The organism is Deinococcus seoulensis (assembly GCF_014648115.1).
GTDB lineage: Bacteria > Deinococcota > Deinococci > Deinococcales > Deinococcaceae > Deinococcus > Deinococcus seoulensis.
In genome coordinates, this window is the sequence record NZ_BMQM01000001.1 from 356,585 (window position 1) to 380,426 (window position 23,842).

Annotated in this window: 27 protein-coding genes and 1 pseudogene; 16 read left to right on the plus strand and 12 right to left on the minus strand. The window is 68.3% G+C overall.

Features of this window, described 5'->3' with window-relative positions; all coding sequences use genetic code 11:
* Positions 1–22: 22 nt before the first annotated feature.
* Together IEY70_RS01660 and IEY70_RS01665 are read right to left on the minus strand one after the other, a co-directional pair.
* Positions 23–910 (minus strand): hypothetical protein, encoded by an 888-nt coding sequence (locus IEY70_RS01660; protein WP_189063289.1) that lies wholly within the window; start codon positions 908–910, stop codon positions 23–25.
* A gap of 33 nt (positions 911–943) precedes the next feature.
* Positions 944–1,483, minus strand: a complete 540-nt coding sequence (locus IEY70_RS01665; protein WP_189063221.1) for a GNAT family N-acetyltransferase — start codon at positions 1,481–1,483, stop codon at positions 944–946.
* A gap of 103 nt (positions 1,484–1,586) precedes the next feature.
* Between IEY70_RS01665 and IEY70_RS01670 the strand changes: the two genes are divergently transcribed.
* Complete coding sequence (locus tag IEY70_RS01670; RefSeq protein WP_189063222.1) at positions 1,587–2,345, plus strand: class I SAM-dependent methyltransferase; 759 nt, start codon at positions 1,587–1,589, stop codon at positions 2,343–2,345.
* A gap of 213 nt (positions 2,346–2,558) precedes the next feature.
* Here the strand turns inward: IEY70_RS01670 and typA are convergent, their stop codons facing one another.
* From typA to IEY70_RS01685, 3 genes are all read right to left on the minus strand, one after another.
* Positions 2,559–4,340: a translational GTPase TypA gene (typA, locus tag IEY70_RS01675; protein ID WP_189063223.1), complete on the minus strand. Its 1,782-nt coding sequence runs from the start codon at positions 4,338–4,340 to the stop codon at positions 2,559–2,561.
* A gap of 273 nt (positions 4,341–4,613) precedes the next feature.
* Positions 4,614–5,858 carry an AI-2E family transporter gene (locus IEY70_RS01680; RefSeq protein ID WP_189063224.1) on the minus strand — a complete coding sequence of 415 codons (1,245 nt, stop codon included), beginning with the start codon at positions 5,856–5,858 and terminating at the stop codon, positions 4,614–4,616.
* Between the two features lie 161 nt (positions 5,859–6,019).
* Positions 6,020–6,979: a hypothetical protein gene (locus IEY70_RS01685; protein WP_229777543.1), complete on the minus strand. Its 960-nt coding sequence runs from the start codon at positions 6,977–6,979 to the stop codon at positions 6,020–6,022.
* 134 nt (positions 6,980–7,113) lie between these two features.
* Here IEY70_RS01685 and IEY70_RS01690 point away from each other — a divergent pair, with 134 nt between their 5' ends.
* On the plus strand, positions 7,114–8,760 hold the full coding sequence (locus tag IEY70_RS01690; RefSeq protein WP_189063225.1) for a methylmalonyl-CoA mutase family protein: 1,647 nt from the start codon (positions 7,114–7,116) through the stop codon (positions 8,758–8,760).
* A gap of 50 nt (positions 8,761–8,810) precedes the next feature.
* On the opposite strand, the gene IEY70_RS01695 is transcribed toward IEY70_RS01690, so the two are convergent.
* From IEY70_RS01695 to miaA, 3 genes are all read right to left on the minus strand, one after another.
* The gene (locus tag IEY70_RS01695; RefSeq protein WP_189063226.1) at positions 8,811–10,619 is read right to left on the minus strand and encodes a WD40 repeat domain-containing protein; all 1,809 of its coding nucleotides are present in this window, start codon (positions 10,617–10,619) and stop codon (positions 8,811–8,813) included.
* Between the two features lie 163 nt (positions 10,620–10,782).
* Positions 10,783–12,024 carry a glucose-1-phosphate adenylyltransferase gene (gene glgC, locus IEY70_RS01700; protein WP_189063227.1) on the minus strand — a complete coding sequence of 414 codons (1,242 nt, stop codon included), beginning with the start codon at positions 12,022–12,024 and terminating at the stop codon, positions 10,783–10,785.
* 209 nt (positions 12,025–12,233) lie between these two features.
* Complete coding sequence (gene miaA, locus IEY70_RS01705; protein WP_189063228.1) at positions 12,234–13,133, minus strand: tRNA (adenosine(37)-N6)-dimethylallyltransferase MiaA; 900 nt, start codon at positions 13,131–13,133, stop codon at positions 12,234–12,236.
* An 86-nt stretch (positions 13,134–13,219) separates the two neighbouring features.
* Between miaA and IEY70_RS01710 the strand changes: the two genes are divergently transcribed.
* From IEY70_RS01710 to IEY70_RS01720, 3 genes are all read left to right on the plus strand, one after another.
* Positions 13,220–13,645, plus strand: a complete 426-nt coding sequence (locus tag IEY70_RS01710; protein ID WP_189063229.1) for an Hsp20/alpha crystallin family protein — start codon at positions 13,220–13,222, stop codon at positions 13,643–13,645.
* A gap of 359 nt (positions 13,646–14,004) precedes the next feature.
* Positions 14,005–14,679, plus strand: coding sequence for a hypothetical protein (locus IEY70_RS01715; RefSeq protein WP_189063230.1), 675 nt, complete (start codon positions 14,005–14,007; stop codon positions 14,677–14,679).
* Positions 14,680–14,948: 269 nt separating this feature from the next.
* Positions 14,949–15,488 (plus strand): hypothetical protein, encoded by a 540-nt coding sequence (locus IEY70_RS01720; protein ID WP_189063231.1) that lies wholly within the window; start codon positions 14,949–14,951, stop codon positions 15,486–15,488.
* Between the two features lie 256 nt (positions 15,489–15,744).
* Here the strand turns inward: IEY70_RS01720 and IEY70_RS01725 are convergent, their stop codons facing one another.
* The 4 genes from IEY70_RS01725 to IEY70_RS01740 are packed head-to-tail and all read right to left on the minus strand — an operon-like array spanning position 15,745 to position 18,843.
* Positions 15,745–16,932, minus strand: coding sequence for a tyrosine-type recombinase/integrase (locus IEY70_RS01725; protein ID WP_189063232.1), 1,188 nt, complete (start codon positions 16,930–16,932; stop codon positions 15,745–15,747).
* A complete protein-coding gene (locus IEY70_RS01730; RefSeq protein WP_189063233.1) occupies positions 16,929–17,609 on the minus strand; it encodes a hypothetical protein in 681 nt (226 codons plus the stop codon). Before IEY70_RS01730 ends, IEY70_RS01725 begins: the two co-directional genes overlap by 4 nt.
* A 59-nt stretch (positions 17,610–17,668) precedes the next feature.
* A complete protein-coding gene (locus tag IEY70_RS01735) occupies positions 17,669–18,337 on the minus strand; it encodes a hypothetical protein (RefSeq protein ID WP_189063234.1) in 669 nt (222 codons plus the stop codon).
* Complete coding sequence (locus tag IEY70_RS01740; RefSeq protein ID WP_229777552.1) at positions 18,337–18,843, minus strand: helix-turn-helix domain-containing protein; 507 nt, start codon at positions 18,841–18,843, stop codon at positions 18,337–18,339. Before IEY70_RS01740 ends, IEY70_RS01735 begins: the two co-directional genes overlap by 1 nt.
* A gap of 146 nt (positions 18,844–18,989) precedes the next feature.
* Here IEY70_RS01740 and IEY70_RS21400 point away from each other — a divergent pair, with 146 nt between their 5' ends.
* The 11 genes and pseudogenes from IEY70_RS21400 (at position 18,990) to IEY70_RS01790 (ending at position 23,837) form a co-directional block, all read left to right on the plus strand.
* A complete protein-coding gene (locus IEY70_RS21400) occupies positions 18,990–19,247 on the plus strand; it encodes a helix-turn-helix transcriptional regulator (protein WP_189063236.1) in 258 nt (85 codons plus the stop codon).
* A complete protein-coding gene (locus IEY70_RS01750; RefSeq protein WP_189063237.1) occupies positions 19,244–19,525 on the plus strand; it encodes a helix-turn-helix domain-containing protein in 282 nt (93 codons plus the stop codon). The genes IEY70_RS21400 and IEY70_RS01750 overlap by 4 nt, the downstream gene beginning before the upstream one ends.
* Before the next feature lie 80 nt (positions 19,526–19,605).
* The gene (locus IEY70_RS01755; protein WP_189063238.1) at positions 19,606–20,055 is read left to right on the plus strand and encodes a hypothetical protein; all 450 of its coding nucleotides are present in this window, start codon (positions 19,606–19,608) and stop codon (positions 20,053–20,055) included.
* A complete protein-coding gene (locus IEY70_RS01760) occupies positions 20,052–20,495 on the plus strand; it encodes a hypothetical protein (RefSeq protein WP_189063239.1) in 444 nt (147 codons plus the stop codon). The genes IEY70_RS01755 and IEY70_RS01760 overlap by 4 nt, the downstream gene beginning before the upstream one ends.
* Positions 20,495–20,629: a hypothetical protein gene (locus IEY70_RS21230; protein ID WP_268243894.1), complete on the plus strand. Its 135-nt coding sequence runs from the start codon at positions 20,495–20,497 to the stop codon at positions 20,627–20,629. The genes IEY70_RS01760 and IEY70_RS21230 overlap by 1 nt, the downstream gene beginning before the upstream one ends.
* A complete protein-coding gene (locus IEY70_RS01765; protein WP_189063240.1) occupies positions 20,626–20,880 on the plus strand; it encodes a hypothetical protein in 255 nt (84 codons plus the stop codon). The genes IEY70_RS21230 and IEY70_RS01765 overlap by 4 nt, the downstream gene beginning before the upstream one ends.
* Positions 20,881–20,974: 94 nt before the next feature.
* Positions 20,975–21,160, plus strand: coding sequence for a hypothetical protein (locus tag IEY70_RS01770; protein WP_189063241.1), 186 nt, complete (start codon positions 20,975–20,977; stop codon positions 21,158–21,160).
* Positions 21,157–21,747: pseudogene (locus IEY70_RS01775) on the plus strand (Rad52/Rad22 family DNA repair protein); the annotation flags it as partial. The gene IEY70_RS01770 and the pseudogene IEY70_RS01775, both read left to right, overlap by 4 nt.
* A gap of 269 nt (positions 21,748–22,016) precedes the next feature.
* Positions 22,017–22,526 carry a hypothetical protein gene (locus tag IEY70_RS01780; protein ID WP_189063243.1) on the plus strand — a complete coding sequence of 170 codons (510 nt, stop codon included), beginning with the start codon at positions 22,017–22,019 and terminating at the stop codon, positions 22,524–22,526.
* Positions 22,513–23,457, plus strand: a complete 945-nt coding sequence (locus IEY70_RS01785) for a hypothetical protein (protein ID WP_189063244.1) — start codon at positions 22,513–22,515, stop codon at positions 23,455–23,457. Before IEY70_RS01780 ends, IEY70_RS01785 begins: the two co-directional genes overlap by 14 nt.
* Positions 23,454–23,837, plus strand: a complete 384-nt coding sequence (locus IEY70_RS01790; RefSeq protein WP_189063245.1) for a hypothetical protein — start codon at positions 23,454–23,456, stop codon at positions 23,835–23,837. Before IEY70_RS01785 ends, IEY70_RS01790 begins: the two co-directional genes overlap by 4 nt.
* Positions 23,838–23,842: the final 5 nt, after the last annotated feature.

The following is a 23,842-nucleotide window of genomic DNA, read 5'->3' on the forward strand; positions in this document are numbered from 1 at the left end:
GCGTTCCGTTCCGGCGTGCCGCTCAGCGGACCTTGACTTCAGCGGGCACGCGCAGGTCGTCCGCGAGGTTCACGGTCGTGCGGGCAAACCGGTCCCGCAGGAACCGCCCGTGCGTCAGCAGTTCCTGCCCGCCCGACTGGAGGGCCGTGTTAAGCACGTCCTGCACGCCGTCCAGCAGGAGTTCGAGCTGCTCGACCAGCAGCGCGCGGCCGGTCTTGCCGTCCTGAAGCGGGGCGGTGTCGGCCAGGGTGCGCGGCAGTTTCAGGTACGCCTCGACGGCGTTCGGGGCGTACTCCTCGCGGACAGCGCGGGTCAGGTACTCGGCCTCGCTGCCCTGTTGCCCCTGGCCGCGCAACAGGTCCAGCGCCTCGCGCGTGCGGATGTTCAGGGCCGCCAGTTGCGCGCGCGCGTCGGCGGGCAGGCGGGCGTCCTGCACGTACCCGTTCAGGCGATCATCGGGCGCGCTCTTGAAGAGCGACACGCCCGGCACCTGCGACGGAAGCTCGGGGGGACGCGCAGCCTCCGCCTGCGGCGCCCGCTCCCGCTGCCCGAACCCGCCCGACACCGCCCACGCCAGCCCCATGAAGAACAGCGGGTAGATCAACCACCCGGCCCCCAGCGCCATGAACACCACGGCCGCCAGCAGGCCCGCCACCAGTCCCGGTTGCGCGGGCCGCCAGTTCCCGAACGCCCGCGACCCGAAGAAGCCCAGCAGCATCCCGGCCGCCGGGTGAACCACCCACGCCGCGCCCAGCACCGCCAGCAGCGCAATGACCGCCGAGGCGCGCGCCACGCCCGCGAACGTCTTCCCTTCCGGCGAGAACACCGTCCGGGCGAAGAAGGCAATGGCGAACGCCGCCGCCACCTGCACCGTCCAGCCCAGCGGTCCCAGCAGGTCACCCAGGTCCATCACGCGCGCCCTCCCATGACTTCCAGCATGCCTTCAGGGTACACCCGCACCCGCCTCCGCCAGCGGCAGTTGCAGGAACACCAGATCCAGCCAGCGCCCGAACTTGAACCCCACCTCACGGAAGTGCGCCACCTGCCGGAAGCCCAGTCCCCCATGAAACGCGAGACTCCCGGCGTTCCCGGCGTCCACCCCGCCGATCAGTGAGTGCAGCCCCCGCTCCCGCGCCTGCGCGATCAGCGCCAGCAGCAGCGCCCGGCCCAGCCCCTGCCCCCGGCAGTCCTCGCGGACGTACACGGAATGCTCGGCCGTGAACCGGTACCCCGGTTTCTCCCGGAACGGCCCGAACGTCGCCCAGCCCGTCACCACGCCGTCACGGTCCGTCACCAGGACCGGCCAGCCGCCCTGCACCTTGTGATCGAACCACGCCAGCCTCGATTCCAGACTGACCGGCTCCAGGTCGTAACTGGCCGTCGTGTGCAGCACCGCGTGATTGTAGATCTCCAGAATGGCCGGAACGTCTGCGCGGGTGGCAGGGCGGACAGTGGGCAGGCCAGGGGTGGGCAGGTCGGGCATGCACCGACCCTACCGCCCGCACGGACCGCCCGCCTAGGCCAGACGGCGCATCCCCGGCGCGACGACCGGCAGTCAGAATGCAGGTCGCTTCAGGAGGCCTGCCATGTCCACTTCACCACCATCCGCTGCCGGGTGGGTCGTTCCCTTCTATGACCTTCAGGACCGCCTGATCGGCTGTTACTCCGCGCCGCTGCACCCGGCGCATGTCGAGGCGGCCCGGCGCCTGCGCGGGCAGTACCCGCAGGCGACCCGGCTGCTGGAACTCGGTGCCGGGGGCGGGCAGTTCGCCGTGAGTGCCGCCGCCGAGGGGTTCACGGTCACGGCGCTGGAACTCCGGGCGGCGGGCGCAGAGCACACGCTGCGACTGGCACGCGAGCACGGCGTGACCCTGAGTGCCGTGCAGGGGGATTTCTATACGGCCGATCCGGGCGGTCCCTTCGATCTGATCGTGTACTGGGACGGGTTCGGCGTCGGCAGCGACGACGACCAGCGCCGACTGCTGACCCGGATCTCCCGCTGGCTGGCCCCCCAGGGGCACGCGCTGCTGGACATCTACACCCCGTGGTACTGGGCCAGTCACGCCGGGTACACCCGCCACACCGACACCTACACGCAGGTGTACGGCTTTGACCACGCGACCAGCCGCCTGACCGACACGTACCTGGAGACGGGCGGGCAGCAGCACACCCAGTCGCTGCGCTGCTACTCCCCCGACGACCTGCGCCGCCTGCTGGCAGGCACGGGGCTACGGCTGGCGCAGGCCGAGCCGGGCGGGATGTTCGACACCGGCACCGGAACGTGGCACCCGCAGGCGGACTGGGTGTCGTGCATGACGTTTCAGGCAGTCCTCGTTCCAGAGTAGACCGGCGCATGCCGGATGAAAACAGGAACCGCGCCCCCTCCCATTACGGAGGGGGCGCGGTCTGCCGGTTACCAGTCTTATGCGGATTCCGTTTATTTCGTTAACAGATCGGAACACCACCGATCTGTTAACTCCATGTCCGGAACCCGCTTCGACTCCTACTCGCTCCGCTCGGATTGAACGGCTTTATAAGCCATTCAATCGGAGTCCGTCTTACTTGCGGAGGCTGGGGTTCAGGATCTTCTTGCGCAGGCGGATGTTGTTCGGGGTGAGTTCCACCAGTTCGTCCTCGCTGATGTACTCGAGGGCGTCTTCGAGGCTCAGGCGGCGGATGGGCGTCAGGGTCAGGGCGTCGTCGGCGCCGCTGGAGCGGACGTTCGTGAGCTTCTTGTTCTTGCAGACGTTCACGTTCATGTCCTGCTCGCGGGCGTTCTCGCCGACGATCATGCCGATGTACACTTCCGCGCCGGCCTCGATGAAGAAGTTGCCGCGGTCCTGGAGTTTCCAGATGGAGTACGCGAAGGCGGGGCCGTCTTCCATGGAGACGAGGCTGCCGTTCTGGCGGCTCTTGATCTCGCCGGCCCAGGGGGCGTACCCGTCGAAGATGTGGCTCATGATGCCTTCGCCCTGGGTCATGCTCAGGAACTGGTTACGGAAACCGAACAGCGCGCGGCTGGGAATCTTGAATTCCACGCGGACGCGGGTGCCCATGGGTTCCATGTTGACCATCTGGCCCTTGCGGCTGCCCAGCACGCCGATGACGGCGCTGGAGAGGCTCTCGGGCATGTCGAGGACGAGGTGCTCGATGGGTTCGTGCTTCTCACCGTCGATCTCGCGGATGATCACCTGGGGCGCGCCGACCTGCACTTCGTAGCCTTCGCGGCGCATGGTTTCGAGCAGGATGCTCAGGTGCAGTTCGCCGCGGCCGCTGACCTTGAACTCGTCGGGGCGGATTTCCTCGACTTTCAGGGACACGTTGGTCATGACTTCTTTCTTCAGGCGGTCGTTCAGGTGGCGGCTGGTGACGTACTTGCCGTCGCGGCCCGCGAAGGGGCTGGTGTTCGGCTGGAAGATCATGCTGACGGTGGGTTCGTCGACGGTGATGATGGGCAGCGCTTCGGGGTCGGCGAGGTCGGCGACGGTCTCACCGATCTGGGCGTCCTCGATGCCGGCCAGGGCGACGATGTCACCGGCGCTGACGGCGTCGGCTTCGATGCGGCGCAGGCCCATGTGCGTGAAGGGCTGCACGACGCGCGTCTTGGTCATGGTGCCGTCTTTGTGCATCAGCTGGACGAATTCGCCCTTCTTGACGGTGCCGCGCTTGACGCGTCCCAGGACGATGCGGCCCAGGTACTCGTTGTAGTCGAGGTTGGTGACGAGCATCTGGAAGGGGGCGTTGACGTCCACGCTGGGAGCGGGGATGTGCTCGAGGACCATGTCGAACAGTTCGTGCATGTCGTCCTGGGGCTTGTCGAGTTCCTTGTAGGCCTTGCCGTCGCGGGCGATGGCGTACAGGATCGGGAAGTCCAGCTGGTCGTCGTTCGCGCCGAGTTCGGCCATCAGGTCGAAGGTCAGGTTCACGACTTCTTCGGGGCGGGCGTCGTTACGGTCGATCTTGTTGACGACCACGATGGGCTTGAGGCCCAGTTCGATGGCCTTGCGCAGCACGAAGCGGGTCTGGGGCATGGGGCCTTCGGCGGCGTCCACGAGGACCAGGGCGCCGTCGACCATGCCGAGGACGCGTTCGACTTCCCCGCCGAAGTCGGCGTGGCCGGGGGTGTCGACGATGTTGATCTTGATGCCGTTGTACTCGACGGCGGTGTTCTTCGCGAGGATGGTGATGCCGCGCTCTTTTTCAAGGTCGTTGCTGTCCATGGCGCGTTCGACGATTTCCTCGCCGTGGCCGAGTTTCAGGGTCTGGCGCAGCAGGGCGTCCACGAGGGTGGTCTTGCCGTGGTCGACGTGTGCAATGATCGCGATGTTTCTGTATTCCATAACTGTCCGTCCTTTGTTCCGCCCGGCCACGCCGACCGGCCTGTTGCGGGCCTGGGCGCGAGGGGCGGCAGCGTCCTTGGGTGGCGCCTGTACCGCTGTGCTGGTGGTGCCCCGGACCACCTTGGTCCAGCCCTCCGGGTGGGAGGGTGCCTGGGGCAGTGCGTGGTGCCGTGCATGGTAAAGCCCGCCGCACTCGGGAGTGGGCGGGACACCCAAAGCGGGATTTTACCATAACTGGCGGGTGTGGTTCCCGTGTCAGGCGCGGGGGTCGGTTCAGGTCGGTCCGGTGGGGGGCGGCGGGGATTCCAGGGCGTCTTCGAGGTCCAGTTCGCCCTGCTCGACCTGCCGGGCGAGTTCGGCCTCGCGGGCCTCGGTGGCGCGGCGCTGGGCGGCCTCGCGCTGCTCTTCCTGCCGGTCAAGTTGCTCCTCGACCTTGCCGCTGATCAGGGCCATGGCGACCGCGTCGGGGATGTTCGGGGCGTCGCACAGGTAGAAGTGCTGGTACGCGGCCTTGATGACGATCAGGAACGGAACGGTCAGGAACGCGCCGACCAGTCCGAACGCCCCGCCGAACAGCAGGACGCCCACCGTGACCGACAGGGGGTGCAGGCCGCCGGCGCCGCCCACCAGGAACGGCGCGAGGACGGCGCCCTCGACCTGCTGGAAGACCAGCACGAAGATCAGGATCAGCAGGGCGCGGCTGGGGTCCTCGGCCAGCGCGAACAGGACGGGCGGCAGGGTCGCCACGATCGGGCCGATGGTGGGGATCAGTTCGCCCAGCGCGGCCAGGATGCCGAACACCAGCCAGTTCTTCACGCCCAGCGCCAGGAATCCCAGCGCGGTGACGGTCCCGGTGACGGCCATGATCAGCATGGTGGCGCGGCCCCACGCGCCCAGGTGCTTGAGGACCTGCGCGAGGGCGTGCGCGGCCTTCACGCGGTGCGCGGGCGGCACGGCGCCCAGGAACCCGTTGACGAGCGGCACGGGGTTCCCGAGGACGAACACGACCATGACCAGCGTGACGAGCGCCGTGAACAGGCCGCCCACGACCAGCGCGACCATGCTGGGCAGTTGCGTGGCGAGGCGTTCACCGATGCGCTGCACCTGTTCGCCCAGCTGTCCCACGGCGCCGTCCGGGACGACCCCGTCCACTTCGGGGTGCAGGTGCAGCCAGTCGTTCAGGCGGCGTTCGATCTGCCCGAGGTCCATGCCCGAGCCGCTGCTGAGACTGCTCAGCTGCGACACGACCGGCGGAATGGCCACGAAGCCCAGGCCGCCCAGGAAGGCGACGACCAGCAGGACGGTCAGCACCCCGGCGGCGGCGCGTGGCATGCGGCGTTCCAGGAAGCGGGCCAGTGGGTTCAGGGCGCTGGCGAGGACGATGGCGAGGGTGATGGCCATCAGGGACGGGGCGACCAGCGCGAAGAACTTCAGTGCCAGCAGCAGCCCGATGACCAGCAGCGCCACGGGCAGCAGGTTCACGATCTGCACGGTGGGCGGGGCGGGAGGGCCGGTCACGCGGGACTGCCGTCCAGAGGCGGGAGGCGGAAAGCGCCGGGAAATGCTGAGCGTGGCATGAGAGGATCAGTGTAAGAGTCGCTTCAATCCCCTGCCACCCGCCCCACCTTCGGCTGACCTTTAGGGCAGCGGATCAGGGCAGGCGAGACAGGACAGGTGGGTCAGGGCAGGTCGGTGCCCGCCCACCACCAGCCGCCCACGTCCAGGCGTCCGGCGCGCGTGGCGGCGCTCAGGGCACCCCGGTTGCGGCCGTGGATGGTGCCGCTCAGGACCTGCGCCGGGTCGGGCAGGTGGCGGGCGAGCAGGGTGCTCAGGGCCGCGCCGAGGCCGTGCCCGCGTGCGTGTGGGGTCAGCAGGAGCTCCTGCACGACCTGTGCGTTCAGGCCCAGTTGCGTGTATGCGAGGGTCCCGGCGTACCCGGCCCACTCGCCGTGCCAGTGGATACCGAACATGGTTCCGGCGTCGATGCACTCCTGAAGGTCCTCGGCGCTGAGCAGGCGGGCCTCGTGCGGGTGGTGGGGGTGGGCGGCGTCCACGGCGTCGTACGCGGCCTGCGCGTCGGCGTAGTGTGCGGTGGTCGTGGTGGGGATCAGGGTCAGCCCGTCGGGGACCGGGTGGCCGCGCAGGGTGTGGATGGGCGCGGCCAGCACACGCCGGTCGGGTTCGAGGTCCGCCCAGTCGGTCATGGGTGCGGCGCTCCAGAAGCGCAGGCGGGGCGGGTGGAACGCGGCGTACACGCGCGCCGCGTCCGCCAGGGCCGGAAGGTCGGCGCGCGTGACGGGGCGGCTGGTGACGCTGATGTCCACGAAGGGTTTCGTGACGTCCAGTCCCTCGAAGCGGATGCTGAGCATGGCGTGCAGGTCGGCGCTCACCGCCGCCCAGCGGTTCAGGTAGGCGGGCGCGGCGGGTCCGGCGTTCAGGAATTCGGCCCGCTGCGCGGCGAGGTCGAGGTCGGTGGCGAGTTGCAGGTCGAACTCGTGCTCATCGGCCAGGGTGCCGAGGCGGGTGGCCGGGTCGGTCCAGTCGTGCGTGGCCGGGTGCTGCGCGGCGAGGGTGAAGGCGGCCAGTTCGGCGGCCGTGGGCAGGTCGGTGGTGCCGGGCAGAGGGTCGGTGGTCGTCACTGCCGGACACGGTAGCGCCATGCAGTTCGGCCGGTTGCCGCACCCGGGGTCCGGGGAGCGGGCGCCCTGCTATCCTGGCAGGAACCTAACGAGCGTTTGTTCCACCCTCTCCCCCGCCCCCCGGAGGTCCCCCCATGAACAGCAAGAACGAGTGGATGCAGAGCGTCTACAGCCCCGCCGCGCAGAAGTTCCCCGAGCGCAAGTACAACTTCAAGAACCTCTCGGACATGGAGCCCGAACCCATCTACACCGCAGACGACCTGAAGGACTGGGACGCCGAACGGGACCTGGGGTACCCCGGCGAGTTCCCGTTCACGCGTGGCGTGCAGCCCAGCGTGTACCGCGGGAAACTCTGGACCATGCGGATGTTCGCGGGCTTCGGCAGCGCCGAGCAGACCAACGAACGCTTCCACGCGCTGCTGCGCGCCGGACAGACGGGCCTGAGTACCGCCTTCGACCTGCCCACCCTGATGGGCTACGACAGCGACCACCCCTTCAGCAAGGGTGAGGTCGGGAAGTGCGGCGTGGCGGTCAGCAGTCTCGCGGACATGGAGATCCTGTTCCGGGGGATCGACCCCACGCAGGTCACGACGTCCATGACCATCAACAGCCCCGCGAACGCCATCTGGGCCATGTACATCGCGAACGCGCAGAAGCAGGGCAAGGACCTGGGGCAGGTGGGCGGCACCATCCAGAACGACATCCTGAAGGAATTCATCGCGCAGAAGGAATTCATCTACCCGCCCGCGCCCAGCGTGAAACTGGTCATCGACACCTTCGAGTGGGGCCCGAAGGTCCTGCCGAAGTGGAACTTCATCAGCGTGTCCGGCTACCACATCCGCGAGGCGGGGGCGACCGGCGTGCAGGAACTCGCGTTCACGCTCGCGGACGGCTTCCACTACGTGGAGAAGGCGCTGGAACGCGGCCTGGACATCGACGAGTTCGCGCCGCGCATCAGTTTCTTCTGGGACATTCACAACGACTTCTTCGAGGAGATCGCCAAACTCCGCGCCGCGCGGCGCATCTGGGCGCGGCAGATGCGCGACCGCTACGGCGCGAAGAACCCGAAAAGCTGGATGCTGCGCACGCACTCCCAGACCGCCGGGGTGTCCCTGCCCGCGCAGCAACCCCTGAACAACATCGCCCGCGTCGCCATCCAGGCGCTGGCGGCCGTGCTGGGCGGCACGCAGAGCCTGCACACCGACGCCTTCGACGAGGCGCTGGCGCTGCCCACCGAGGAGGCCGCCACCATCGCCCTGCGCACCCAGCAGATCATCGCGTACGAGACCGGCGTGGCGGGCGTCGTGGACCCCCTGGCCGGCAGTTACTACGTCGAGAAACTCACGGACGACATCGAGGCGGCCGCCATGGGGTACATCGAGCAGATCCGCGCGATGGGCGGCGTGGAGGCCGGGATCGACAGCGGGTTCTTCCAGCTGGAGATGGCCGAGGCCGCCTACCGCTACCAGCGTGAAGTCGAGACGAAAAACCGCATCGTGGTCGGCGTGAACGACTTCGTGCAGGACGCCGTCGAGGTGCCCATCCAGCTGATCGACCCGCAGGTGGAACGCGTGCAGGAGGCGCGGCTGGCGCAGGTGCGGCGCGAACGCGACCCCGCGCGCGTGAAGGCCGCGCTGGACGCCCTGCACGACACGGCCGTGACCGGCGCGAACTCCATGCCCGCCTTCCTGGAATGCGCGCACGCCTACGTCACACTGGGCGAGCAGATGGACATCCTGAAACGCGTGTACGGCGAGTACGTGGAACCCGCCGTGGTGTAAAGCGGACTCCGATTGAACGGGCTGCAAAGGTCATTCAATCGGAGTCCGTATCAGTCGGCCAGGGGGAACACCGTGACGCTCTCCAGGCGGTCGAGGCGGCCCGCGCCGAGCGTGAGGGACCGGCTGTCGGCAGCCCAGGCGATGAAGCTGGGCGGGTCGGCCAGGACGGGCGTGCGGGCGTCTACCCGGCCGGTCGCGGCGTTCACGAGGTCCACGCGCCAGCCCCGCTCGTCACGGGCAGGCACGGCCAGCAGGGCGCTGTCCGGACTGAACCGGGCGGAACTGACGGTCCGGGCGGGCGGGGCGGCGCTGACCGTCGCGTAGGGCACGCGGTTGCCCGGCTGGTACAGGTCGGTGGTGCCGTCCGGGGCGGTGAACGCCAGGACGCCCCTGCCGCTGATCTGCACGTCGGCGGCGCGGCGGCCGGGCGCCACGGGCAGCGCGAACCGTTTCCCGCTGTCCAGCAGGGCCACGAACCCGTCGCCACGGGCGGGCAGGACGAACGCGCGGGTGGCGTCGGGCGACAGGGTCACGCGGGCCGCGCCGAGCAGGCCGGGCGCAGCGAGGGTCGCGGTGACCTTCCCGGTCTTCTGCGAGACGACACTCAGGCGGTCGTCGTTCCAGACGGCGGCCACGTTCCCCCAGTGGTTCACGCTGAGCTGCGTGGCGGTACCGGCCGGAGCGACCGTGCGGACCTTCCCGCCGTCCAGCTGGCGCAGACTCAGGCCGCCGCTACCGTCGGCGGCGAGCAGCCAGGTGGCGCGGTTCATGGTCTGCACGGCCCACACCTGCGGCGCGATGACCTGACCGTTCACGCTGAGGGCGCCGCCCAGCAGGGACGCGGCGCGGCCGGTGGCGGGGTCCGTCCCGCCGCCCGTCACGCGCGCCGGCAAAGAGATGCGCCGCGCGGCGGGCTGGTCGGCCGTGCCGACGCTCAGGCCGCCGGCCGTCACGCTCAGGAGCTGGCCGTCGGCGGTGACCTGGGTGGGCTGCACGGGACCGCCGGGCACGGTCAGGGTCTTCTCGCGGCGGCCCGTGAGCAGGTCGCGGCGTTGCAGTTCGCCGCTGCCGGGCGCGCCTTCCAGGGTCAGGACGGTGCCGTCACGCAGCGGAACGCCCGCGACCTGCCCCGCGTCACGCGCGACGACCGTGCTGGGGTAGTTCTCGCGCAGCGCGATCAGTTGCGTGCCCGCCTGCACGGCGGCGCTGCGGCCGTCCGCGCTGAACCCCACGGTCCCGACGGGGCAGGTGTCGTCGCAGACGTGCCCGGACAGGACGGCGGCCGTGCGGGCGTCCAGCAGTTGCACGCGGCGGTCACGGCCCACCACGGCGTGCGTACCGTCGGCCGAGGTGGTCAGGAACGTGACGCCCTGGGTGCCCAGCGGGCGGCGCGTGCCGCTGGGCAGGTCGAGTTGCTCGGTGCCGCGTGCACTGCCGATCAGGACGCTGCGCGGCCCGTTGAAGCCCGCCCCGGCCAGCTGCGGGACGCTGAGTTGCGTGGTCCGCGCGCCGTCCGCGAGTCGCCACACGCTGACGACCCCCGCGCTGCCTTCTTCCCCACTGCCGCCTGCCTGCGTGGTCGTGAGGGCCAGCGTGCCGTCCGGGCTGACGCTCAGGCCCGCGCAGTCCGCGCCGGTCGGGACGCTCCGCAGCGCCGCGCCCGCACCGTCCAGGACACTCAGACGCGCGCCCAGGCAGACGACCACGCCGCCGCCCGGCAGCAGGCGCGCGCCACTCACGTTCACCGGGCCGGTCAGGAATACACCCTGCGGTGAGGCGAGGCTCAGCCCGGCGGCCGGCGCGGCCAGCGGGGACAGCAGGACGGACAGCACGGCAACGGCGCGGATGGGGGCGTTCACGCCGGGAAGTCTAGAGCATGCCTGCGCACCCTGAGCAGCCCCGAACTGGAGCAGCCCCGAACTGAGCGGCTCCACCCTGAGCAAAGAGGTCGGGCGGCCACCTGCGTGTGGCAGGGGCCGCCCGGTATCCATGTGCGGGGTGTGTGGTGCGGGCAGGGTCAGGTCAGAAAGTGTATCCCTTGGGGACCACGACCACGCCGTTGTCGGTGACGGTGAAGCCGCGCGCGCGGTCTTCCTCGGGGTCCAGGCCGATCTTCGTGCCGGGCGGAATGATCACGTTCTTGTCCACGATGCACTTGCGCAGGTGCGCGTGGCGGCCCACCTCGACATCGTCGAACAGGACGCAGCTTTCCACCAGCGAGTACGAGTGGGTGCGCACGCCGCGCGCCAGGATCGAGTCGCGGACCGTGCCGCCGCTGATGATCGCGCCCCCGGCCATGATGGTGTTGAATGCCTGACCCTTGCGGCCGTCGCTCTCGTGCACGAACTTGGCAGGCGGCGAGAACTCGCTGCTGGTGCGCAGCGTCCACTCCGGGTTGTAGATGTCGAATTCCGGGTTGATGCTCACGAGGTCCATGTTCGCCTCGTAGTAGGCGTCCAGGGTGCCCACGTCGCGCCAGTAGGTGTTCGGGCCGTTCTGGCCGGGAATGGGGTTGCGGTGGAAGTCGTACGCCATGACGTTGTACCCGTCGCTCAGGGCGCGCGGGATGACGTTCCCGCCGAAGTCGAAGCCGCTCTCGCCGCTGCCCATGTTCGTTTCGAGCAGTTCTTCCAGCGCGCGGCGCGAGAAGATGTAGTTACCCATGCTGGTCAGGCTGGTGCCGGGCTGGCCGGGAATGCTGGGCGGGTCCTTGGGTTTCTCCAGGAAGTCCGTGACGCGCCAGTTCGGGTCGATGTGCATGATCCCGAACTGGTGCGCCTGCTCCTGCGGCATGGGGTACGCGGCGATCGTGACGTCCGCGCGGGTCTCGATGTGCCGCTGGAGCATGTGCTCGACGTTCATCTTGTAGATGTGGTCGCCGCTGAAGATCGCGACGTAATCCGCGTCGTAGTTGTCGATCAGGTGCATGTTCTGGTACACGGCGTCGGCAGTGCCGCGGTACCAGACCGGCCCGAGTTCCTCGATGCGGTACATCTGCGCGGGCACCAGCGTGATGAAGTAATCGCTGAGGAACGTCCCGAACCGCCAGCCGCGCTGGATGTGCTCCGTAAGGCTCTGCGCCTTGTACTGCGTGAGGACGTACACGGAGAACACGCCGGAGTTGATGAAGTTGTTGATGGCGAAATCGATGATGCGGTACTTGCTGCCGAAGGGAACGGCGGGTTTGCTGCGCTTCTGAGTCAGCGGCGCGAGTCGGGAACCCTGCCCGCCCGCGAGAATCATGCCGAGAACACGTGGTTTCATGCGATACCCCCTCCAGAGAACCGGTGGCCAGACAGGTGAACAGGTCGGGCACGCGGAAAGGCGGCGTGCCGGACAACTGGAACGCGCTGGAACCGTGTGCTGTGCCGTTACTGTACCGCCAAAGCTGCCGGGATCACGCTCACCGTCTGTTCAAGCATGCGCGGCGCACGCGCACGTGAGCTGCGTCCACCTGACCGGCAGGGCACACCCTAGTCGGCCAGGACGCCCCTGAGGTGCCGCGCCGCTTCATCCGGGCTTAATGCAGGGGCGCGCAGTTGCGTGCGCGTGAACGTCAACTGCCTTTTCGCGTACTGCCGGGTCGCCAGCGTCACCTGCGCGGCCGCCGCTTCCGTGCTCAGGTGACCGCGCGCCACCGCCAGCGCCTCCCGGTACCCGAGGGCCTGCCAGACGGTCGGGCGCGGCGTGGATTCAGGGTCCACCTGCGCGGCCAGCCACGCCGCCTCCCGCGCCCAGCCCCGACCGAACATCTCCAGCACCCGCGCGTGCATGCGCGCCTCCAGCTCAGCAGGCGGGCGCGTGAAGGCCGTCACGTCGTACTGAAAGCGCGGCTGGCGCCGACCGAACTCACCAGGGAACCGCCCCGTACTCCGGTGGATTTCCAGGGCGCGCACCACCCGCCTCGGGTTGCGTTCCAGCCGCGCCGCCTCCGCCGGGTTCAGGGCCTGCACGTCGGCCAGCAGGGCGTCCAGGCCCCGCGCGGCCAGTTCCTCCTCGACCTGCGCCCGCACGGCCGGATCGCCGGGCGGCGTGAGCGGCAACCCGCGTGTCAGGGCCGCGAGGTAAAAGCCTGTACCGCCCACCACCAGCGGCGTCCGCCCACGCGCAAGCACCCCCGCGATGGCGTCCTCGGCCAGCGTCACGAACTGCGCCACGTCGAACGACCCGGTCACGTCCACCACGTCCAGCAGGTGGTGCGGGGCAACCGCCCGCTCCTGCGGGGACGGTTTCGCCGTGCCGATATCCAACCCCCGGTACACCGTGAACGCATCCGCCGAGACGATCTCCAGCGGGAACTCAAGCGCCAGCGCCAGCGCCAACGCGGACTTCCCGGCGGCAGTGGGCGCAGTCAGAACCGGAACGAAAGACACGACCGGGATGCTACCAGACCCGCCCCACGCGCCGGACCGGAGCAGCCGCACAGACCACCCGCGCGGGCGGATGCTACCGTAAGGGCATGAACGAGCCCGTGCTGGCGCGACTGCAACACCTCATGACCCTCCGCGAGGAAGTCGAAACCCTCACCGGAACCGGACCCTGGAACCCCAGCGCCGACTGGGCCGACGCCGACACGCACCTGATCCTGTACCTCGACGTGCCCGGCGTGAACCCCGACACCCTCGAACTCCTTGAGGAAGACGGCACCGTCACCATCGCCGGACACCGCGACGAAACACACCGTCTGCTGCGCGGCGAACGCCCCGCCGGACTGTTCCGCCGCACCCTCACCTTCCCCGAAGACGTCCTGCCCCAGACCGGGCAGGCCAGCCTCGCGGGCGGCGTCCTGTGCGTCCGCTTCGAGAAACGCCACCCCACCATCAACGTGCACTCCAGCGACGCCCCCGACACCGACCACCACACCGACCCACACACCGACGACTGAACGCCACCCCCACACCCACGCAAAACGAAAGAACCCCGCGTGCGGCGGGGTTTTCTGCGGTTGGTGCCGGTGAGGGGACTCGAACCCCTACGGTTTCCCGCTCGATTTTGAGCCGGGAGTCTGCCCCCCGTCCCGTTCTGCCCGTGTCCGTATTTGTTGTGCTGGACGTATTTTTCATGTGGGGTGGGGTGTGGGGGTTGGGTTGGGGGTGTGGGTGGTTGCGGTATGCGTTGCGGTACGTCTTGGGGCGGGTGGGGGTTGGGCCGGTGTGGGTGCGGGACGCCCCTGGTGGGGGGCGTGCGGTCGTGTGAGGCAAGTGAGGCAAGGGGGCGAATGGGGCTTTGATATATCCGGTCTGTATGAAGAAGCACCTCTCTCTGCTGCCACTGGCTGCCCTGGCGCTCGCCGCCTGTAATCCCACCCCGACTCCCATTGTTGAACCTGTCGATGCCACCACGCTGTCTCTCACGGCGACGGGCAAGGTGGATGGAGATGTGGTCACGACTGATCAGAAGTTGAAGGCGTACTTCTATGGTCACGAGTTTGAGGTTGGGATGATCAAGGCCGATGACACGGTCTCCATGACCTTGACGCCTGCCATGTTCGACGCGGCACCCAGGAAGACCTTTACGGACTGGAAGGCCGGTATGACGAACTGCGATACCAGTAAGCTGAATGTCGTTACTGATGCGCATTTCCTGTCCGTATCCCAGGCTTACCGTGATAGCACGGCGGATGCCGATCATCTGATCCGGCCTGGTGAGGTCGTCAGGAGCGCAGATGGCAGCATCAGTACTTACAAGATGGTCTCCTTCTACTACGCGAAGAGTAAAGCTGTAGTTACTGGCAATCTTCTCTGCGGCTCAGCGTCCACGAACTTCAACCTGCAGCTCTACCCCGGCTGGAACAAGGTCGCGATCGAGTACACGTACAACCATGATCTCGATGCAATCGTTGGTACCCGTGAATACAAGAGCGCCGGAGGCATCCAGACCTACTCGGGTAAGTGGGTGGCGTTCTTCTCACCGAAGTAATCCTGCGGTCACTGTCTTGGCTTCCTCTTGCGTGTCGTGAGGGGAGGCCGCTTCGACCCTGCGCCCGGATTCCTCCTTGCAGGTAACGAAGGGTGCAGGAGATCGGCTTAAAGGCTCACTTCCGCAGGAGGTCCAGTGGTCAGTTGGTTGATGCGTTCGCCTACTTGCTGAATGTAGTTTGGCCTGGGCTGATCGTCAGACGCCCAGCGCTTCCGTGGAGCGACCACCACATCCCGCACCTGTCCCTCGACGAATGGAGATTCACACCGATGAAGAAAATCTGGCTCCCCCTTGCGCTGACCCCTGTATGTCTGATTGTTGCCGGATGCGGCGAGAATCTCTTGGACAATGCCCCCGTACCCACTCAACTTTACTTTGCCACGACGGCCACCGATCTGGCCGCCTGCGGCACGATTCAGGTCAGTGGGAACGTCACCAACTTCGCCTCCTCGCCTAAGCCTTCGCAGGAACAGGGGAGCTTTCACGTCGGGCTCAAGGATGGCGGATACGTGCGCACCGCCTGGACCGACGATGAAGTGATGACGGGAGCGGGTACTGCCCCTGCCAGCCTGGTGATGAAGCGTCCTGGCACGTATGCGTATTCCATCCGCTCACTCTTCCGGTATGACTGGCAGCTCAACCTGCTCTGCACGTCCTCTGGTAAGACGACCTCGTTCAATCAGAGTGGCACGTTCAAGGAACTGCACCGGGCCGTGGTCGTCCGTCTGACAGCCAACCAGGGCAACGTAGCGGCGAGTTTCACTGAATCTCTGGAGAGCTCCACTCCTGCCCAACTGAATCTCCCATGATCTGAATTCGCGGAGGTCGGCATCGTGGAGAAGGATCTGACCGCCTGACAGAAAAGATGAGAAAGCGTCCCCACTAAGGGACGCTTTCCGCTTATGAAGACTGAAGACGCCACACGGGAGGCCTCACGGGTCTACCAAGCTCTCCTGCCTCACCACATGCAACCGCTCCCTCGCAGGCTTGGAGTGACTTTCGCAGAAGCTCTGTTGACTGGCCGCACGGCGGTGGGAGTCGTGCGGCCAGCTGGAAGTGTTTTGTTCAGGTGGTGGCGTCGCGTTCGGCGGTGGTGAGGAGGGTGTCGAGGCTGATGGCGGCGCGGCGGCGCTGGCTGGTGAGGACGTGGCTGTAGACCTTGAGGGTGATGCTGGCGTCGGCGTGGCCGAGGCGTTCGGCGAGCATGCGGACGTCCATGCCGCTGGCGATGGCGAGCGTGGCGTACGTGTGGCGCAGGTCGTGGAAGCGGATGGGTGTGACGGGGCAGCTGTCACGCAGGGCGCGCCAGTGGTGGTCGATGCGCCAGGGCATGAGGGGTTGGCCGTTGCGGTCGGGGTAGATGAGGTCGTGGTCGGGCCAGGGGGTGCCGGTCTGGGCGGCGAGGTCGCGTTCGGTTTCCCAGTCGGCGCGGCGGGCCTGGAGGTGGGTGAGGGTGGTGGGGTCGAGGATGATGTCGCGGGTGCCGGCGTCGGTTTTGGGGGTTTGGATGGTGGGGGTGTAGGCGATGCGGACGACGGTCTGGCGGATGCTGAGGGTGTCGCCGTTCAGGTCGCTCCAGCGTAGGCCGAGCAGTTCGGCTTTGCGCATGCCGGTGCTGAGGGCGAGGTGGAGGAGGCTTTCGAGGCGGTGGCCTTTGACGTGCTGGAGGAACGTGCGGATTTCGGGGGGTTCCCAGAACAGCATTTCTTTGCGTTCGGCTTTGGGGGGTTTGGTGTTCTTGGCGACGTTGCGGGGGATGACGTCGAGCGCGACGGCGTAGTTGAGCATGAGGCTGACGAGCATGCGGGCGTACTGGCTGGTGCGGACGCCTTTTTGTTCGGCGAGGGCGTTGATCATGTGGGTGACGTCGCGCGCGGTGAGTTTCTCGAGGCGGATGTTGCCGAGGTGCGGGAGGACGTAGAGGCGGATGTTGAGTTCGTAGCTCTGGTACGTGCCGGCTTTGAGGCGGCCTTTGGCGTTCTGGAGGTACTCGGCGGACCAGTCTTTGAGGGTGGTGCGGTCGGGGGCGCGGAGGGTGCCTTCCGCCTGGGCTTTTTTGAGGCTTTGGAGTTTGGCGTGGACGTCTTTCTGGGTTTTGCCGTAGACGGTGCGGCGGGTGAGTCGGCCGGTGCCGGGGTGGCGGGAGACGGTGATGATGGCGCACCAGAGGTTCTTGTCTTCGCGGTAGTAGATGGTGCCTTCGCCGTTGACGCGTTTGCCGCCGGTGCGTTTGGTGGGTCGGGTGACGGTCATGGGTTGGGGGTGGCGGTGAAGGTGCCTTTGACCTTGTCGAAGGTGTAGTAGTAGAGGGGCAGGATGGTGTCCTGGTGGGCGAAGGCGACGTCGGTGTTGAGGACGGCGACGGTGATGGTGGTGCCGTGCTGCGGGAAGATGCACATGCTGCGGGGGGTGCTGTTGGGGTCTCGCAGGTAGGGGCGGTAGGTGCGCAGGCGGGCCTGCGCGGCGGCGTAGAGGCGCTTGTCGGCGGGTGAGAGGGGTAGGTCGGTGGCAAGGGCGTTGGCGCAGCTGCCAGCGATGAGTTCGGTGTCTTCTGGGGGGGCGACGTACTGGGTGCCGTTCCAGGCGATGAAGGCGGCGGTGGGGCCGCAGGGGTAGTCGCCGCAGGCGGCGCGGGGCGGGAAGGCGGTGTTGACGCCGATGATGGCTTTGCCGTTGGTGGTGCGCCAGATGGCGAGTTCGCTGAAGGTGCTGCGCCGCTCGCCCCAGCGGGCGTAGGCGTTGGCGTTGTCCTGCAGGGTGGGGGTCTCGGTGGGCAGGAGGACGATGGGGTTGAACCAGTAGGGCTGCTGAGGGCTGCTGAGCTTCCCGTTTCGGATGTCCTTGACGGTGCGCAGGAAGGTGGGGAGTTCGAGTTTGGTGGCGCTGGCGGGTGAGAGGAGCAGCAGGGCGAGGCAGAGGGACTTCCGCATGAGGTCTCCTGGCGGGCGCTGGGCGGGGGTGGGGGCCCGCGTGTGGGGTGGGGGGCAGCTCAGGCGGCTTCGTAGTCGTTGATGACGACGAGGCCGAGCAGGTGGCGTGGTTTGCCGGGGACGCGGTAGGTGGTGGCGCCGTGTTGGAGGAGGAGGTGGGGTTCGGGGATGCGGTCGCCGATCCAGAAGGGCATCCACCAGTTGAGGGTGTGGGCGGCCTGGACGTAGCCGCCGGTGGAATAGAAACCGCCAATCCGGGTGTCGGGATTGGCGTGGACGATGCGCCGGAGGGCGTCGTTGATGGTGACGTTGGCGAAGCGGCTGAGTTCCCAGATGGCGCGGGCGGTGAGGCCGCAGTGGCGGGTGATGGCGGTGACGAGTGCGTCGGGCATGAGGAGGCGGTCGGCGCCGTGTTCGGTGAGGGCTTCGAGGTGCGCTTCGATGTTGGGGACGCTGGCGTGATAGTGGCGGATGACTTGTTCGTAGCTGGGGTGGCCGGTCATGCCGATGGCGTGCGTGAGTTCGTGGGCGGCGTCGGCGCGGGCTTCCTGCGCGGTGGCGTCGTGGCGGACGTACACGGTGCGGTTGGTGAGGTCGTAGAAGCTGTAGTCGTGCCGGCGGTACTGCTGGCCGAGGCGGTTGGCGAGGGTGGGCATGTCGGGTTCGTAGTTGGTGGCGGCGTGGTTGGCGGTGATGCACTGCAGGTAGTCGTGGATGATGGGGTCCATCAGTGCGCAATCTCCGGCGGGTCAATGGTGTCTTTGACGCGCATGTAGAAGTCGAGCCATTCGCCGGGGGTGGCGGGCCGTTTGCGGTGGGGGACGCTGGCCATCCAGGCTTGCCAGCGGTGTTCGCGGAGTCCGGCGAGTTCGGGGCTGCTGCCGAAGAGGGCGGCGGCTTCGAGGAGTTCGTCGGGGATGGGGGTGGGCGGGGCGTCGGGGACGCGGTAGCCGCGGCTGGCGGCGCTGTGGGCGGCGGGGAGGTGCAGGGTGATGACGGAGCCGGGGCTGATGGCGCGGATGTCGTCTTCGTTGAGTTGGAGTTCGCGGGCGACGGCGGCGAAGTGTTCGCTGCGGCCGATGTGGTAGCGCCCTTTTTCGAGGGCGGACAGGTAGCTCTGGCTGCTGAGGCCGGTGCGGTCGACGAGCTGTTCTTGCGTGAGGCCGCGTTCTTTGCGGCGGCGGCGGATGAGTGCGCCGGCGTCGGCGGCGTTCAGTCCATCTTCAGTGGCCACGTCGGTCAAAGCTCCGATCGCTGGACTTCGGCCTGAGATAGATACATAGCTGCATATACGTCAGATTGTATGAAATGGTTCCCGGTCACCGGAATGCAGCAGACAGGCACTTGCCTATTTATAGATAAACTGCTATATATAAGCTCATGGACGCACACCCAGGCAAGAACATCAGGCGTCTCCGAAAGGAGCGTGGGATCACTCAGATTTCACTTGCAGAAACCATGTTTGGCGATTCCCGGCGGCAGGCCTACATCAGCGCAGTCGAGCGCGGGGAGTATGAACCCGCGCTTGAAACCCTGGTCAAGTTTGCCGAGGCCCTCTCTTGTGCGATATCCGATATACAACCTCTTGTAAGTTTTGATTCTTCGCCTTCCCCCGCCCCCAAAGGAGTCCTGCCATGATCCCGAACCGCGACCTGAACCCCAACGACCTGCTCGTCCTCACCCCCGCACAGGCCGGGCAGCTGCTGAACGTCTGCCGCAGCAAGATCTACGACCTGGCCAAAAGCGGCGAGCTGGCCACCATCACCCTCTACAAGGGCGGCCCGCTCCGCATTCTGCGCACCGACCTCGACGTCTTCATCGCCGGGCGCAAGGAAGCCATGGCGCAGGCCATCGAGGAACACCTCGACCGCGTGGAGCCCCGCCGTCACATGACCCCGCCCCAGAGCCGCAACTAAACCCGCAGCCGCCACTGAGCAACGCCAAAACCCCTCCGGTCAAGGCTGCTGTCACAGCTCACGGAGGGGTCAGGAGACACATGAATCGTACGACACGCCCCGCCCCCCTGACCACCCCCCCACTGAAGGTCACGCTGTCCACCACGGTCGACGCCTTCACCCCCCAGGCGCAGAACCTGCCGCTCACCAGCCCCCCCGGCAAACGCCGCCTGTTCCGGCACCGCGCGTGGTACGAACGCACCACCCCGGACGGCCACCTGCGCGTCAAGTTCACGCCCGGCTGGCTCACCACCCTCCCCAGCGGGCGCGTCACCGTCCTGCGCGAGACCGTCATCCGGGACGAACCCGGCGCCCTGAGCGCAGAACTCACGCGCCTGCAGGACACGTACGGCGTTCACCTGTGGCTCGCGCCGATCAACATGCCGCACAGCTGGCCGTGGGGAAACACCCTCTGGTGGGGCGAGAACGCCCACGCCCGGCAACTCCGCACCGGCCGTAAGGCCGCGCTGAAGACGGCGGTGGCCGCGTGACCGACCTGACCACCGACGTCCGCCCGGTCGTGGAACCCGGCGAGCTGTACGAGGCGCTGCTGGACATCCGCCTGAAACGCGACCAGCTGACCCGACTGCGCGGGCAGGTGCAGGCGCTCACCGCTGAGCTGAGCGACCTGGAGACCGCCTTCCTGAACACCTGCACGGACCTGAACGAACGCCCCGGCGGGTACGACCTGCGCGTCCGTGAAGTCAGGGGCCGCGCCAGCACCACGTACCACGAACGCGACCTGCGCCTCGCGCTGGAAGGTTCACGTCCCGAACTGCTGCCCGCCGTGTTCACGCGCGTCGAGACGTTCAAGTTCAACCGCCGGGCCGCCGAGGCCCTCGAGGAGCAGATCGGCGGTCTGGACGCCTACCGCACCGTGACGCCCGGCGTGAACCGCCTGGAGATCGAGGACACCAGGGGGAACGCCTGATGCGCCGCCAGTCCCGTGACCTGCGGGAGGTCTTCGGCCGGTCCGCGACGGAGTCCCTGTGCCGCAGCCGCGCGGTGCCGGTCGTGCTGGTCCTGCTGGCCCTGCCGGGCCTGCTGCTGGAGGTCCTCTCGTGAACCGACATGACCGCGCCAATCAGGAGTTGATCGCGCTGCTGACCGGCGAGTTGGCCGCGCAGGGCGTGACGGTCGGCAGCGGGTACCGCCCGAGCGTGTGGTGCCTGAACCCCGGCTGTCACGCGCCGCACGCGGCGGACGCCCTGCGCTGCCCGGAGTGCGGCGCGCCGAACCCGCGCCTGTGCCCGTGCGATGAGGTCCTGCGCCCGGAAGGGTCCGTTCTGTGCGAGTCGTGCGACTCGCGCCGCTGAGGAGGTTGTTCACCGTGCTGATCTTCGCCCTGACCGTCATCACCGTCACGCTGCTGACCGCCGTCCTCGTGGACCGCGCCGGGGAGGTGGGCGCGTGAAACGCTTCCTTGCCCTGCTGCTCGTGACCGGCAGCGCGTACGCCCTGCTGCTGACCCTCGCCCCGGACTTCGGGCCGGACATGCCGGGCGCGCTGCGCGTCCTGTGCGCGCTGCTGTTCGTGATCGCCTTCGCCGGGCTGTTCGCCACCTGCGCGGCCCTCTCGCGCGGGAGGCGCCCATGAACCTCGGTGACGTTCAGCCGCGCCTGCAAGCGCCGTTCCCCGCGCACGTGGTCAGCTGGAAGCCCGCTGCGCTGAGCCGGGACCGCAGCCGCGCGCTGCTGCTGGCCCACATCGACGCGCGGGCCGTTCAGGACCGCCTGGACGCCATCTGCCCGGCCGACTGGACGTTCCGCGTCGAGGTCATCCCCGGCACGTCCGTCCCGACCGTCAAGGGCCGCCTGACCGTCCTGGGGGTCGCCCGTGAGGACCTCGGGCAGGCTCCGGACGGTGACCTGAGCACCCTGAAAGCCGCCGCCAGCGACGCGCTGAAACGCTGCGCGGTGCACTTCGGGATCGGGCGGTACCTGTACGACCTGCCGCGCGTCTGGGCGGACTGGGACGACCCGACCCGCCAGCCCGTCACCACTCCGGAGTTACCGGACTGGGCGCGGCCGGAGCAGGAACGCACGCCCGGCGGCGCGCACCTCGTCCGGATCCTGGAGGACCTGCGCGCCGGGTTCCCGGAGGACGTGGACGTGCAACGCGACGTGTGGCGGCACCTGAACGCCGCGCTGAAGTGCCTGCACGGCCAGACGGGCGACGCGGCGCCCGCCCCGGTGAACGCCGTCCTGAGCGCCGCGCCCAGTCCGGCGGACGTCACGCTCACCCGTGAGGGCGCCGCGCGCCTGCACCGGCAGCTCGGGCCGCTGCTGCCCGGCCTGCGGGACACCGACGTGAAAGCCTGGGTGGGTGAAGTGCTGGGCCGGGAGATCACCAGCTTCGAGCAGATCCGCACCGCTGAGATCCAGGGCCTGAAAGCCGCCGCACGTGACCGGCGCGTCGCAGGGCAACCTGACGCGCAGGGGCAGGTCGCCTGATGGCCGACCTACCCCTGTACGGGAAGCTCGCGCAGGGCCGCGTGGCGCTGGTCGATGACGCGGACCTGCCGCTGCTGTCCGGGTACCGCTGGCACCTGAGTCGGCGCGGGTACCCGCGCGCGTACCTGCCCGGCACGAAGGGCCGCACCGTGAACCTGCACCAGTTGCTGCGCGCCCCGGACGGCAGCGGGTACCGGGATCACGTGAGCGGCGACCCGCTCGACAACCGCCGCGTGAACCTGCGGCCCTGCACGGTCGAGGAGAACAACCGCAACCGCCGCGCGCACCGCAACAACAAGACCGGCTTCAAGGGCGTCAGCGCGTTCGGGAGCGGCTTCCGGGCCGTGATTCACCAGGGCCGACGGCAGATCTACCTGGGGACGTTCCCGCACGTCCTGCTGGCCGCGCTGGCGTACAACGCCGCCGCGACCGCCCTGCACGGCCCGTTCGCGCGGCTGAACGACGTGGACCTCACGCCGCTGCTGGGAGGATCGAATGCCGCCGACTGACACCCTGCGCCCTCTCCTCGAGGAGCTGTTCGCCGCGAGTGCGGCCGCCTCGGCGGGCGTGCACCGCAAGCTGCCCGGCGGCCTGCACGTCAAGGCGGCCGTGAAAGGCGAGCGCCGGATGCTGATCGTGTGGCGCACGGCGGACCGGCTGCCCAGCGCGCGGGAGTGTGAGGTGATCGGCGCGGCCGCCGGGATGCTCAGCCCGTCGTTCCGCGCCTGGCAGTGCCGCGAAAGTCAGGACGCCTTCCTCGTCACCGAGAGCTTCACCGGGCAGGCCTGCACGCACGAGTGGACCACGACCGCCCCGGTGGACGGTGGCCACGCGAGTACCTGCGGCCGCTGCGGCGCCACCTGGGAACGGACGCGCTCCGGCCGGGCCAGGACCGAGCGGCTGCGCTACAACGGCGAGAAGGTCTCCCCCGCCCGCTTCGCGCAGTTCCTGGAACGCGGCCCGGCCGGGGAGCAAGCAGGCAGGGCGCCACCTGAGCGGGCGGCTGCGGTCGTCCCGGCGGCCCAGGAATCCCTGTGGGCTGCCCCGGAAGTTCAGACCCCCGTGCCGCCGCCGCCACCCCGTCAGAAGGCTTCCAGGCGGGCGGCGCGGCCGTCCGGTCCGGACACCCCGGCCGAGCAGGCCGAGCGGGCCCGGCTGACCGGACTGCTGACCTGCATCACGTTCTGGAGCGCCTGCTGGAGTCCGTGGTTCCGGCGGGCCGTGACCATCGACATGCGCCGAGCCACCCTGCGCGGCTCCACCCTGGACGAACTCCGGGAGGAGGTCCGCAGCGCCTACGTGCGCCGCACCCTGCCGTACGCCGTGCCGTACGTGCTGCTGGCCTGCCGCTGGCAGCACCTGACCCGCGCCCTGCCGGAGCACGCCACACCCGCACCGAACGCCAGCGGGCAGTCCACCCGCACCAGGAAGGCCGCATGAGCTTCAGCGCCCCCAACTACACGCAGACCCCCAACGAACTGTTCGCCCTGCAGGCCGACATGAAAGAAGCCGAGCTGCGCGTCACGCTCGCCATCGTCCGCGCCACCTTCGGGTGGAACGCGGGCGGGCAGCTCGCGCACCTGACGCTCGACATGCTGATGGCCGACACGGGCCTCTCGAAGCAGGGCGTCATGAACGGCGTGAACGCCGGAAAGGCGCGCGGCACGCTCGTGATCCTCAAGCAGGGCAAGGAGATCTACTACGGCCTGTCCGTCTCCCCGGACGGCGCGGCAGCGGCGGGTGCCAAAAGTCAACTTGGTAGACTGACATCTTTCAGTTTTAGAAAAGGACGTCCAGCACGGCTTCTGACCTCAGAATGAGGGTG